11 protein-coding genes are annotated in these 13939 nt (G+C 40.9%); 4 read left to right on the forward strand and 7 right to left on the reverse strand.

Annotated elements, in window-relative coordinates:
- Positions 1-332: 332 nt before the first annotated feature.
- Positions 333-1250, forward strand: a complete 918-nt coding sequence (locus HG267_RS36075; protein ID WP_045873908.1) for an SMP-30/gluconolactonase/LRE family protein — start codon at positions 333-335, stop codon at positions 1248-1250.
- Positions 1251-1252: 2 nt separating this feature from the next.
- A complete protein-coding gene (locus tag HG267_RS36080) occupies positions 1253-1807 on the forward strand; it encodes an antibiotic biosynthesis monooxygenase (RefSeq protein WP_045873907.1) in 555 nt (184 codons plus the stop codon).
- Between the two features lie 225 nt (positions 1808-2032).
- On the opposite strand, the gene HG267_RS36085 is transcribed toward HG267_RS36080, so the two are convergent.
- From HG267_RS36085 to HG267_RS36115, 7 genes are all read right to left on the reverse strand, one after another.
- The gene (locus tag HG267_RS36085; RefSeq protein ID WP_228045527.1) at positions 2033-4210 is read right to left on the reverse strand and encodes a glycoside hydrolase family 10 protein; all 2178 of its coding nucleotides are present in this window, start codon (positions 4208-4210) and stop codon (positions 2033-2035) included.
- A gap of 214 nt (positions 4211-4424) precedes the next feature.
- On the reverse strand, positions 4425-5627 hold the full coding sequence (locus HG267_RS36090; RefSeq protein WP_045873906.1) for an alpha/beta hydrolase: 1203 nt from the start codon (positions 5625-5627) through the stop codon (positions 4425-4427).
- A gap of 190 nt (positions 5628-5817) precedes the next feature.
- Positions 5818-7314 carry an aldehyde dehydrogenase family protein gene (locus HG267_RS36095; protein ID WP_045873905.1) on the reverse strand — a complete coding sequence of 499 codons (1497 nt, stop codon included), beginning with the start codon at positions 7312-7314 and terminating at the stop codon, positions 5818-5820.
- A gap of 188 nt (positions 7315-7502) precedes the next feature.
- Positions 7503-7877 carry a hypothetical protein gene (locus tag HG267_RS36100; RefSeq protein WP_045873904.1) on the reverse strand — a complete coding sequence of 125 codons (375 nt, stop codon included), beginning with the start codon at positions 7875-7877 and terminating at the stop codon, positions 7503-7505.
- Between the two features lie 277 nt (positions 7878-8154).
- On the reverse strand, positions 8155-8856 hold the full coding sequence (locus HG267_RS36105) for a class I adenylate-forming enzyme family protein (RefSeq protein ID WP_052335402.1): 702 nt from the start codon (positions 8854-8856) through the stop codon (positions 8155-8157).
- Between the two features lie 170 nt (positions 8857-9026).
- Entirely contained in the window at positions 9027-9929 is a 903-nt protein-coding gene (locus tag HG267_RS36110; protein ID WP_045873903.1) for an AMP-binding protein, read from the reverse strand.
- A gap of 299 nt (positions 9930-10228) precedes the next feature.
- Positions 10229-10702 carry a hypothetical protein gene (locus tag HG267_RS36115; RefSeq protein ID WP_045873901.1) on the reverse strand — a complete coding sequence of 158 codons (474 nt, stop codon included), beginning with the start codon at positions 10700-10702 and terminating at the stop codon, positions 10229-10231.
- A gap of 592 nt (positions 10703-11294) precedes the next feature.
- Between HG267_RS36115 and HG267_RS36120 the strand changes: the two genes are divergently transcribed.
- Together HG267_RS36120 and crtO are read left to right on the forward strand one after the other, a co-directional pair.
- A complete protein-coding gene (locus HG267_RS36120; RefSeq protein ID WP_045873900.1) occupies positions 11295-12056 on the forward strand; it encodes a DUF2993 domain-containing protein in 762 nt (253 codons plus the stop codon).
- 80 nt (positions 12057-12136) lie between these two features.
- Positions 12137-13831 carry a beta-carotene ketolase CrtO gene (gene crtO, locus HG267_RS36125; protein ID WP_045873899.1) on the forward strand — a complete coding sequence of 565 codons (1695 nt, stop codon included), beginning with the start codon at positions 12137-12139 and terminating at the stop codon, positions 13829-13831.
- Positions 13832-13939: the final 108 nt, after the last annotated feature.

A 13939-nucleotide genomic window follows, 5' to 3' on the forward strand; every position in this document is an offset into this window, starting at 1 on the left:
GCGTTCCCAAAGCTGAACGGGTTAACCATGTTCCTAGCGGTTAGCCCGCTTTTTTATCGGGGCTGAGATGTAAATCTCAGCCCCGATTTTTGCTGTTCAGGTGGAAATTCTGCAATTTTTAGGGAGTGGGAGTAATACTTGTTGGTTAAGGGCAAAAGGGGAAGGGGAAAAGGGGTAAGAAAAAACCTTTAACCCTTACCCTTTCACCTTTTCCCCAAACCAAATTCCGAGTTGAAAATCCTTAACCGAGCAGTATTGAGAGTGGGAGTAAACAGGCCATTGTAAAGTAAAATTTCTATGGCTACGAGAATTCCACCTATCTTTAGGTCAGTATGGAAAATTCAGCAGGTTTACCCCTTATTTACGCGGATACGCCGATAGAATTAGCGCCAGCCAAAGTCATTACCTCGTTTCCTGTTAATACTTTTCTTGAAAATATAGCGATCGCAGCTGATGGCACAATATTTGTAAGTAATCACGAAATTGGTACCATTGTTCGCATCACACCAGATGGCAATCAGCAAATCCATGCTAGCCTTGAAGGTAAAGTCAGTGGTCTAGCTTTTACCACAAATGCAGATTTAGTCACAACCGGATGGAGTGCAGATTCTATACCAATAGTCTCATTAGTGACCGTAGATGGTAAGGTAGAAACCTTGCTAAATATGCCAGATGCAATATTTCTCAACGGCATTACCCCACTTTCTGGCACTCAGTATTTAACTGCCGATTCCTACCGAGGTGCAATTTGGTTAGTAGATATTGCCCAACGTAGCAGCTCAATTTGGCTAGAACATCCAATGCTAGCTCGCAGCAACCCTGAAAATATTCTTCCGGCTGCCAATGGTTTGAAGCGGTTTGGGAATAACCTCTATGTTTCCAACACAGAAAGAATGTTGCTGTTGCGGATTCCAATTACTGCTGCAAATCAACCAGGTGAACCAGAAATCTTTGTGCAACAGACCAATCTTGATGATTTTGCCTTTGACGTAGAAGGTAACCTTTACGGAGCAACGCACATATACAACAGCGTCGTGCGAATTTCACCAGATGGGAGTACAACCATCATTGCTCAAGCTGAACAGGGGGTAATTGGTAGTACGGCTGTTGCTTTTGGTCAACAGGAAAGCGACAGCACCGCCATCTATGTGGTGATGAACGGTGGAATGTTTTTACCTCTGCCTACAGGGGTTGTATCGGCAAATGTTGTGCGCTTGGAAGTCGGAAAAGTTGGTTATCCCTTGGGTTAAAAATGCAAGTACAACAAGAAGAGCAATTTGTCACCGTAGTCATTTCACAACTAGTCAAGCCAGGATGCGAACAAGATTACGAGATTTGGATGAAAGAAATTATCGGTGCTGCCAAAACCTATTTTGGTCACTTGGGTACAAATGTGATTCGTCCCCAACCAGGTGGAAGAGCAGAATATGTAATTATCCTGCGGTTTAACAACTATGAAAACTTAAAAGCCTGGATGACATCACGCGATCGCGAATATTGGTTAAAGAAAGGCAAACATTTAGTAGAATCTGAACCTCATGTTCAAGAAATTTGTGGTTTGGAAGCTTGGTTTTCTCTACCTGGTCAACCATTAAAAACTCCACCTCGCTATAAAATGGCATTGCTGACTTGGGCATCTGTATTTGTGTTGATTAACTTGTTGAATACTTTCTTAGTCCCCCTGATTCGCGGCTTACCACCGTTGATGATTTCGCTGGTGATCACCGTAACTATGGTTTTACTGTTGACTTACGTTGTGATGCCGAGAGTTAGCCGTTTGTTTAGTAAATGGCTATATGCCAAGTAAATAGCATAAAGCAGAGAACAAGCAAGAATCATGAAAATCCTGCCTCAATACTGAATCACGAGCCTCTAAATTTAAAACATCTTAACCAACAGCGAACTCAATATTTGTTGGGGAAGGGCAAAAGGGGTAAGAAAAAACCTTTAACCCTTACCCTTGCACCTTTTCCCCAAACCAAATTCCGAGTTGAAAATCCTGAACCGAGCAGTATCCTGGATGGAGAGTCTGTCAAGTACGACTACGAAAACCCTGTTGTCCGTTAACTGGATCGAGTAGGACATCGTATTTATCAAAAAATCCCATCCCACTATTTACCAATACAGGATTTTCTGCTTTTGCAGAGACATTAAGGTTCCATACATTAATTCCATCCCGGTTTCCTGGTGTGACGCTGTAGTCAAAAACTCCAGGGATTCCTAATTTCAGTGCATTTTCTGGGCGTAACCTGCCAGGTTTGAGTTTACCTATTAAAGCAGCAGATTTAACTTCGGTAAGACCTCTGTTGCTTCCACTATCAACGACCATTTTTCCGTTACAGGTATTTTTCAAGGAAGTACCAGAGATAGTTACACAAACGCCGTTAAGCCCAGAATCCCATCTGTTACCGGGTATATCATTAATCGCAGGTTGTGGGCTTAAGGAAACCATCTTAAAACCATTTTGATTATTGGCTGTTAAACCCAGAATGAGGCTAGCTTTGTTGTTGCTACCAGTAATAATCAAGCCATTACTCAGATTTCCTGGTAGTTTTCGCAAAGGGTTATAAGGAAGTGATTTTTCTGAATAATTGACACCAATAATACCGGAGAACGGTGTACCACTTTTTGCAGAGCAGTTAGGCTTTTGGGGAAGACATTGACGGCTGGTAACAATCTGTACCGGAACAGGTTCGTCTGTGGAAAGCAGACCAAGCTGCATATTAGTGTAAACTAATTCTCCTTCCAGAACAGTACCATCACTTAAAACTTCTTTGATAATTTGACCTGTTCTGTTGATAGGAGCATTACCTAAAAATTCTTTTGGAACTCTTAACCCAGCCGAGCCTGTGTCTAATAAAACCCGTTTTGGCTGACCACCTGCGATCGCTAATTCCATAAAATAGCCGCGCGATCGCTGACCGACTGAACCTTTAGCATATAAAGGAACTGATATAGTATTAAAACTAGGCTTACGGGCTGTAAATTGGAAGCGATCGCGCACAGCCGGATTAGCAAACACTTCTTGAAATCCAGCTTGGCGCTGTGCGGCTGGTTCTTGTCCATAGTCCCACAGGCTTTCGTAGTAGAAGAAAGTCACACCTAAACCCTGTTGTTGAGCCGCCCGCACTTGGGATTGAATTTGTTGGATGGAAACTGGGCGATTTCTCAACCCAGTCATGATCCCCACACCTGTGGGTATAATTTGTTTGGTTTCGATTAGTTCTGGGCTGGTGAGTTTACTGTTAAAACTTTCCAAATCACTCCGGTAAAGCTGGACAATCAACTCGTCTACCGCACCCAAGCGTACCCAGGTGAGCCAGTCTTGCAATTGATATTTGTAAGCAAAATCGTAGTAATTGGGAGATACAGAGAAAATCGCATTGGGTTTTTTGGCTTTCACAGCTCGGTTGAGCTGGAACATAAAGGCTGTGATTTTATCTGTGCGCCATTGCTTCCATGCTTGAGCGTGAGGATTGGGTGGTGGAGGGCTGCCAGTTTCTTGAGTATATAGGTTAATTGTGTACTTGTCGTAGCCAAAATCAACCGGTAAACTCATGTGGTCGTCAAATTGAATGCCATCAGCGTCATATTGAGTGATGATTTCTAAGACGAGGTCAGTAATAAACTTTTGTACTTCTGGGTGAAAGGGATTCAGCCAAGCCACTTCACCCGCAGCGCTAATAGAAGTTTGGGTTCCATCCTGTTTTTGCGTCAGCCAATCGGGATGGTTGGATGCGAGTTCGGAAGTGAGGGGAGCCATAAAGCCAAACTCAAACCAAGGTATAGCCAGTACCCCTTGACGACGGGCTTGAGCCACGATGTCTGCAATGATGTCTTGGCCTTCTTTTCCTTTGAAGTAAAAGGGGATACCAGCGCGTTGTGCTACAGCGCTGGGATATTTGGTATAGCCATCATTCCAGACTAGGGGATAAATGGTGTTAAAGTTCAGGCTGCGGAGTTGACCAATAGTCTCTTGAAGTTTAGCGCGATCGCTCAAAATCTCAAAGTCATTATTCGTCATCCAAACCCCGCGAATTTCTGTAGCAGGTACTTGTGATACCTGAGCGGTTGCAGGGATGAGGTTATGTAAGAGTAAGACTGTAGCAAATGATATTGCAAATAGTAAGGAGAAAAGGTGCTTAATTGAGCGTAAACCCTGATTATATAAAGGAAATTGTCTAAATATGGATAATAATTTAGTGAGCATAATTTTAATTTTTATACTTTTGAACATCAATTGAATTGCCATTGCTCCCTAAATATTTATGCTGAAAATTGAGGTTAATTTATAACATTCCATATAATACAAACATAAAATTACCGCACCAGTAAAACTGATGCAGGTTAAGCTGAGTAAGATAATAGACGCAAATCAGGGGGATTAGTGCCAAAATCTGATATCTTCTCAGATTCTATTCAGACTAAGGCCTAAACAACGCCCAAGCCAAAAACCTCTCGGTGTAATATAGGGCTAATTGATTGCTGACACCGTTGAAAACAGCATCAAAAGCGTGTTCCGCCCAAGGTATTTCTAAAAAAACCGCAGTTTCGCCAGCTTTGTGTAAAGTTTCATACATTCGCTTACCAAATTTTGCTTGGACGACATGGTCGCGACTACCGTAAATTAATAATGTTGGTGGTAAAGGGCGAGTTACGTAATTAATTGGGGAAGCAATTTTATACTCATCAGGTAATTCTTCCGGGGAACCACCAAGAAAAGTTTTGAGAATCGCACGAGTATTTAGCGGATCTGGTTGTGGCGGATCATTATAGCCTTCAGTTAAGTTCACAGGCCCGTAATAACTTACTACAGCACGAATCTGTGGCGCATCTGGTTGATAAGCCGCTAACATGGCGAGATGTGCGCCAGAAGAACGACCTAAAAGTATCATGTTTTCGGGGTCAGCTTCATATTCTGCAGCTTGTTGGCGAATAAAATTGAGCGCTGTACGCACATCATCCAACTGTGCGGGAAACTGATATTTGGGCGCGTGTCGGTAATCAATGGCAAATACTGTATATCCGCGAGCTGCTAAATATTGATTGAATTTATAATTGGCGTGAGGATTACCATTTTGCCAAGCTCCACCATAAATTACTACTAATGCTGGATATTTTCCTATTTCTTCTGGTTGGTAAACTTCCATTTTTAAAGGAACTCCCCCAGGTGTAGCGAATAAAATATCTTTTCTGTGACGGATTTTTTCTAGGGTAATACCTCGGAAGCTGTTCACTAACGAGAAGGGTTGAGGTTGCATTTTAGCACTTATTTGAGGTGGGATTTGTGCTAAATAATTCTCGCCTAATTCTTGTTGGATTGCTGCCGACATTTGCATTTGAGTTGGTACAATTTTGCTTAAAACTGAAGTACACAGCAGTAATCCAATTAAGCTCAAAATGCAAGTAGTAATTTGTATTTGCGGTTGATAAATACATAAAATAGCTGTTACCAAAGAGATGATATTCAAGATAAATAACCAAGGGCTAACTTCTGGCGCTCCTACTCCTAAAGGCTGCAACAAACGATTCGGAGCCGGAATTATAATCCAAGAACTGAGAAATAAACTGGTAACACTCAGTATTATTGCCAGCCAAGGTAAAATTATTTGATATGTAGAGAACATCATGATCAAAAGAGGGCGCGTTATGACTTGCAATACTACTCGGTTAAGTGTTTTGAACTCAAAATTGGTTTTGGGGAAAAGGTTAAAGGTTTTTTATTTCCCTTTTCCCATTCCCCTTTTTCCCCTTAACCGACAAGTATTGTGATGTCTTTAGCCTAACGCACCCTTGACTAGAAGCGAGAATTACGAATTAAGCTAATTTGATGTGAATGGCTTTTGTTTCTAAATACTCTTCTAAACCATTCTTGCCTACTTCGCGACCAATTCCGCTTTGTTTGTAACCACCATAAGGCATAGTTGGTTCTAAGCCAGAAGTATGATAAGAGTTCACCCAAACTGTACCAGCACGAATTCCTTTAGCCATTTTGAAGGCGGTATCGAGATTTTTAGTCCAGATGGCTGCTGTTAAACCGTACATGGTTTGATTGGCGATTTGTAATGCTTCCGCTTTATCTTTAAATGTCATAATTGACAGCACCGGGCCAAAGATTTCTTCTTGAGCGATCGCCATTTCATTGGTAACATGATCAAAAACGGTGGGTTTAATAAATAAACCTTGCTCAAATCCAGGTACAAGATAACGTCCGCTACCACCAATTAAGAGTTTTGCACCTTCTTTTTCCCCCAGTTGAATATAGTTTTGAATGCGTTCAAACTGGATTTCGTTAATCACTGGCCCCATCATCGTTGTATTATCTGTGGGGTTGCCTATTTGAAAAGTTTGGGTAGCGGCAAGAAATTGCTCAATAAATACATCTTTAATGGACTCATGCAATAACAATCGAGAACCTGCTTGGCAGACTTGACCACTATTAATATAGATGCCAAATAATGCCCCGGGAATTGCTTGAGATAAATCTGCATCACCAAAGACTATATTAGGACTTTTACCGCCTAACTCTAAACTCATTCGTTTCAGGGTGGGTGCGCCTTTAGCCATGATGCGTCTACCAACAGCAGTGGAACCTGTAAAGGCGATTTTATCAACTAAGGGTGATTCAACTAAATGTTCTCCGACCACTGGGCCGTCACCTGTGACAATATTAATGACACCATCAGGTAAACCAGCCTCGCTGAGAATTTCCGCCAGCATAAAGGCGGTGGAGGGAGTAAATTCGCTAGGTTTAACTACCATTGTGCAACCAGCTGCGATCGCAGGTGCAATTTTCCACGCCACCAATAGTAGGGGGAAGTTCCACGGGGTGATAATGCCCACAACACCCACAGGCTCATGTACTGTTAAACCAATAGCATTGCGATCGTATTGAGTAGTAGATTCTCCTTGTAGGTTCAGTGTTAAAGCCGCAAAGTAGTCAAATACTTGTGCTGTCATTTGCACTTCACCAATACACATTCCTATTGGTCTACCTACTTCTTGACAAATAACTGCAGCTATTTCTGAGGTTTTTGTTGTTAATAATTCGGCAGTTTTTCTTAGAATATCATGACGCACGCGAGCGTGGGATGTTGACCATGTACCATCATCAAATACTTGTCTTGCAGCTTGAATGGCAACATCAGTATCAGCTTGATTACTCCAAGGAATTTGAACGATAGTTTCACCAGTTAACGGGCTTTTTCGTTCGTAGTTAACACCAGATAAGGGCGAAATATATTTACCATTGATGAAATTTTGGTAGGTGCGAATTGTGGTTTGTGACTGGGGAGGTGTGAGTTGGGTAGTCATAGATTTTGTTTTATCTGTTAAGAGAAAGTATAAAATAGTCTCACGCAGAGGCGCAGAGAGAGAAAGAATGAGAATTAAGTGCTAGTACAAATCGGCGTAAATAAGCAGACCATTCTAAACTCACGAAACGCTTACGCTGTATTCATTTTGAATTTTGAATTTTGAATTTTGAATTCCGCCTTGCGGTACTAGTTGCAAACTGTGACTGGAACTGTATATGTCTGGACAGTGACAGATGGCACACCATACAATCCGCCATTACCAAAAAATGTACGTGGTTGCAATACAGTGCGGCATTGTTTACCTTTTGCTGTATTTTGTTGATTTGGTGCTGATTGATTGGCATTGATATTAGTAGGTGGTTGAGAAGGTTTTTGGCTAACTTCCAGAGATTGATTGAGTTCCTGTAACGCTTGGTTTAATTCTTCTAGCGCTTGATTGAGTTCCTGAACATCATTGTCGCTAACTTCTTGGGCGGAAGCTTTTAGAGGTAAAGTGCTGCTAGTAAAGATTCCTAGAGTTGCGATCGCAGTTACAATTACAGCGTGGTGTTTCTTGATCATGGTTTAATTTCTCCTGGCAAATCTGCTTTTAGATAGTCATAGTTTCTCTTTCTTCGTTGTTTACTCACCAGTTCAAAATCTGCTCAGTTTTTGTTCATTTGGATTGGGGATTGGGGATTGGGAGAAGAGGGAGATGAGGGGGATGAGGAAGAAGAGGGAGCAGAGGAAGCAGAGGTGTAGGGAAGAATAGCCATTACTCATTACTCATTACTCATTACCAATTACCAATTACCCATTACCAAATGACAAATGACAAATGACAAATGACAAACCCCAATTAACTAATTTCCCTTTGCCAAAGTATCTCTGCTATGCGCGTCATTCCGGCTTTGAGATGACGGCGGTAGGTGCTGAAGGGTAAATCTAATAACTCGGCGGCGGTTTCTTGGGTGGGTGCGGGTTGTAAATAAGTGCGATGAATGACGCGATACAATGCTGCTATTCTGTCGCTCATAAATTCCTTTAATTCTATTTTGCTAATGGCATATCCTGCTTTCAGTACGACAAATGCTTGCACAATTTCACCACAATTTGCATTGGGTACACCAATAACTGCGGCTTCTTTCACAGATGGATGTTGATATAAAACTGCTTCCACTTCTAAAGGCGAAATATTAGAACCACCCCGAACGATAATTTCTTTTCTACGGCTCACAAACCAGTAATAATTATCTGCATCCATCCAAGCCAAATCACCTGTATATAACCAGCCATCTTGTAATACAGCGGCGGTAGCTTCTGGCTGATTCCAATAGCCAAGCATCATTGCTTCACTTTTGACAATAATTTCGCCAATTTCACCTTGAGGAACATCTTCCCCGTTTTCATTGACTATTCGCAGCATCATTCCCTCTGTAGCTTTCCCAATAGAACCAAGGCGTTTAGCATCGTTAGGGTTCATGCTATAAGGAATTACCTCTGTCATCCCGCATCCTTCAAGAATTTCTACACCAAATATTTGGGTAAAACCGAATGGCACTAAGAAAAAGTGAAATCCTTGCCTGGACTGGGTGTTGGGGGTAGGGTGCAGGGTGTAGGGAAGAATAAAGAGTTTCTAGAAATCAGTGCCAACATAAATAAATCTTCAACTCACTACACCCGACACCCGACACCCCACACCCAAAAGCCTTATAGGTAATGGGTTTGCCGTTATCTTAGTGCCATTCGGGTAAAACCTTGTTGTAACGTTGCGGGAACTGCATCACCACCAGCAAAACAAAGTTGCAAACTATCTAGACGGTAAGCAGCTACTTCTGGATAGTTCACCAAAGCGTTATACATGACTGGTAGTCCGTAAAGTTTGGTAACACCATGTTGCTGGAGATTTTGCAAGACTAATCCTGGCTCAAAACGAGGGATAATTACTAATGTTGCACCAACACTCACAGATGCAATCATTTGCAAGGCAAAACCAAAGATATGACACAGAGGTAACATCACACCACTAATATCTGCATTGCTTAAGTTGGTTTGTTGGCTGTGATATGCGGCTGTAATCAGTAAAGATTTATGGGTGTGGGTAACGCCTTTAGGACGTGCTGTGGTACCAGAAGTGTATAAAATTGCCGCGATCGCACTTTCATCTAACTTAGGAAACTCTATCTTACCTCTATGTGGTTGTAACATTTCCTCAAAATTACGCACATCAGGAAATCTAGAATTATTACGCAATACAAAGTATGCTTCTACACTCGTAATACTTTCTTGGATCGCCTGAATTTCCCCAAATAAATCTCCTTGGCTGATACAGATTTTAGCTTGACAGTGATTGAGGATATATTCGAGTTCCGGTGCTTTCAAACGATTGTTGAGAGGAACTGCGATCGCACCAATTTTAAAGCAAGCGTAGTAACAAAAGACAATTTCTGGACAATTTGATAGATGAATAGCAATGCGATCGCCTTGAGAAACACCCATTTTCATCAAGGAAGCAGCGATTTTGTCTGTAATCTCATTCAAGTCTTGATAGTTCCAAGCTTGATCCTCAAACAGAATCGCTATTTTATCAGAGTATAAGTTACTAGCATTGATTACACAATCGCCAAGACTCATATGATATGTTTCCTTCCCAGGCTAAAGTTATATACGTTGATTCATTGCGCTTGGATCTGTGTAGGCGCAGATTAATTACCACCAAGCTGCAAAATAAAGCTAAGTGCTGATATCAATTGATGAAAATTCCAGCAAAAATATTTTTTTCGTAGGGGTTTCGCAATGCGAAACCCTCGAATTCTTGCAGAAGTCGGTAAAAGAGAGAAAGATTTGGTATTTCCCCTTTCCCCTTTCACCTTTCCCCCTTCCCCTTTCCCCCTTCCCCTTTCCCCCTTCCCCATTCCCCATTCCCCATCTCTTTAACCCACACCCATAGCCGCAACAAGCTGTTCTAATGACTGTGGTTGCATAAAATTGGTGTATTTAGCCGCTAGTTCTGGGGTTAACAATTCTAATAACAGACGGTTTTCAACCCATAATTCTATGACTTCAAAAAATCCGCCGCGATCGCAACGTACCACACGCCAACCTTCACGTGCTGCAATTGCAAAAATTTGTTCTTGGCTTGTAGGTACATCAATAGCTGCGTGTACTGCTTGAAACTGGCTAGAAGAATTAGTGTCTCGAAACTCCACTTCAGCATTACCATTACCAGGAACCAATTCTGTACCTAGTGGATAAACCTCAATCATTGTTCCTCTAGCATCCCAAGCCATAGCCATATAACTATCGCCATGACTAGGGAATGGTACAACACGTCCTCCCCAAAGTTCAGCGATCGCTTCCGCAACGTGACGGGGATTAGCAGCAGGAATCGAAATGTGACGAATCATTTTTGACCTCTTTGTACTTGACAAACTACTGTTTTCTGAATCGATAGTTGTAGTCTGTCTTGTCCTATTGCTCATCTTCCAGGTCAAAAATTGTTCACTTTTTGCTTATTGTTGAATATGGGGGAATATAGGGATGCTGACAAAGACCCCAAAATTTTTGGTATAGCTACACGCTCAACTGCTGATGAATATTTACACTTAAAGCTTGAAAAAATCAAATCATCTGGCATATTGACTGTTAACGGTTAACAGTCAACAGCCAAAACCGATATTTTTCACAACTAAAATAGGATTGTTATAAAGAAATAATTTTTGACTTAAAATATCTATCAAATTGTAGATATATTAATGATTTATCTTCATACTAATGATATATTCTATTGCAAGAAAACAGATTTTTTTGGTAATTCATATATAATTTGCTGACGATAATTGACTATTTCATTTATGTGCAAGTAATTTTACAACACAAATCTGATTTTGATAGATTGTTTTCTATCTTCCTAGATGCATATACCATACTATAGATACCTTCCTGACTCTGCAAATATTAAATTGAGTAGGTAAGAGGATAGTAGGAGTATAAGAACTCATGCCAGACAAGGAAAGGTTGGAGGAGCATATATTATCACAGGCGGCAGAAAATACTCTATCCAACCAGTTGGACGAAGTAGAACAAATAGATGTAGATGTGCGAACCGATCTACTTAAAATTGTTCAGGGACAGGTAGATGAAGTTTCCCTAACTGGTCAAGGTCTGGTGTTCCAAAAAGACATCCGTGTACAGGAAATAAAAGTCAAAACAGATAACGTTGCTGTCAATCCTTTAAATGCAATTTTTGGACAAATTGAACTAAACGAGCCAGTAAATGCGATCGCTCGAATTGTCATGACAGAAGCAGATATTAATCATGCTTTATCTTCTGACTTAATTCGCAGTCAATCACAAAATTGGGATTTGAATGTAGATGGCGAAATTGTCAATTTTAATCTGCAAGAAATGCAATTATTGCTACCTGGTAGCGGTAAAATAGAATTCAGGGGAAAAGTGCTGCTCAATGAACTGGGAAACAGCCGCTTACTAGATTTTACCGCGAGACTTAAGCCATTCACCCATTCACAACCTTTACTCTTAGAGAGCTTCAACTGTAATCAGGGAGATGGTTTGTCAGTCAATCTCATAGCAGCATTAATGCAAAAGGTAAAAGAAATGCTGCAATTACCATATTTTGAATGGCAAAATATGCTATTAAGCATTAAAGATATGAAAGTACAGGCAGATAATATCATTATGCTAGTCAAAGCCCATGTCAATCAAATTCCCTCAACAGATTCTCTGCTTTCTCCTCAATAAAAAGAAAGCTGCTAACCGAGGTTTTTTTCACTATTAGTGTTGTAAATTTATTCAAGCTACACCATTTCTAAATTACAAATATGCAAGAGTACGATGTTGTGATTATTGGTGCAGGACATAACGGTTTAGTATGTGCTGCATATTTACTAAAAGCTGGCTATAGTGTCCTGCTATTAGAAAAGCGTTCTGTTCCTGGTGGTGCAGCTACCACTGAAGAATGTTTACCCCAAGAAGCACCTGGATTTAAATTTAATTTGTGTGCTATTGACCACGAATTTATACATTTAGGGCCAGTTGTTGAAGAATTAGAATTAGAAAAATATGGTTTGGAATATCTGGAATGCGATCCAGTAGTATTCTGTCCCCATCCAGATGGTAAATATTTTTTAGCGCACAAATCTCTCGAAAAAACCTGTGCAGAAATCGCGCGTTATAACGAACGTGATGCTAAAAAATACGCCGAATTTACCGACTATTGGCAACGAGCATTAGGTGCCATGATTCCCATGTTTAATGCTCCTCCAAAGTCGATTATTGATATTGTTGGTAATTACGACATCACGAAAATCAAAGATTTATTTTCTGTCATTGGTTCTCCGAATAAAACGCTGGACTTTATTCGCAACATGATGACTAGCGCAGAAGATTTACTTAACGAATGGTTTGATGAAGAGTTTCTCAAAGCACCCTTAGCGAGGCTAGCAGCAGAACTGGGTGCGCCACCATCCCAAAAAACCATTGCGATTGGTGCAATTATGATGGCAATGCGTCACAATCCTGGTATGGCTAGACCTCGCGGTGGTACTGGCGCACTTGTCAAAGCTTTGGTGAATTTAGTTACAAGTAAAGGCGGCGTAATTCTCACAGACCAGCACGTAGAAAAAGTGTTGATTGATGATAAAAAAGCAGTAGGGGTACGCGTTGCTGGCGGCAAAGAATATCGCGCTAAATATGGAGTAATTTCTAATATTGATGCCAAGCGTTTATTCTTGCAAATGACTGATAAAACTGATATTGATGCAGTCGATCCAGATTTGTGGGAAAGATTAGAACGCCGCATTGTTAACAATAATGAAACTATTCTCAAAATAGATTTAGCCTTAGATGAACCCCTGCGTTTTCCTTACCATCAACACAAAGATGAATATCTCATCGGTTCTATCTTAATTGCTGATTCTGTAGCTCACGTTGAACAAGCGCATAGCAAATGTACTTTAGGAGAAATCCCAGATTCCGATCCCTCAATGTATGTAGTCATGCCTAGCGCTTTAGATCCCACATTAGCACCACCAGGTAAGCATACAGTATGGATTGAATTTTTTGCTCCCTATCAAATTGCTGGTGCAGAAGGTACAGGCTTAAAAGGTACAGGTTGGACAGATGAATTAAAAAATCAAGTAGCAGATAGGGTAGTTGATAAGTTAGCAACCTATGCACCAAACGTCAAAACAGCAACTATCGCCCGTCGTGTTGAAAGTCCTGCAGAATTAGGCGAAAGATTAGGTGCTTATAAAGGAAATTATTACCACATTGATATGACATTAGATCAAATGGTATTTTTCCGCCCCTTGCCAGAAATAGCCAACTACAAAACACCAATTGATAATCTCTTTTTAACTGGTGCTGGTACACATCCAGGTGGTTCAATTTCTGGTATGCCGGGACGTAATTGTGCGCGGGTATTCTTACAAACTAAACATCCTATAGCCCAAACTTTAAAGGATGCCAGAGATTCAATTAAGTCTACTGTCGGCTCAGTATTTGGAATTATTTAGGGAAGACTCCAAATAAATTTTTCCATCCTCGTAGGGTGCGTCACACTGCGTTAACGCACCCTAATAAACTCAAAGAAGTGCGATCGCAAATATTATCATTGTGGTGTA

The organism is Tolypothrix sp. PCC 7601 (genome assembly GCF_025677855.1).
Lineage (GTDB): Bacteria > Cyanobacteriota > Cyanobacteriia > Cyanobacteriales > Nostocaceae > Aulosira > Aulosira diplosiphon.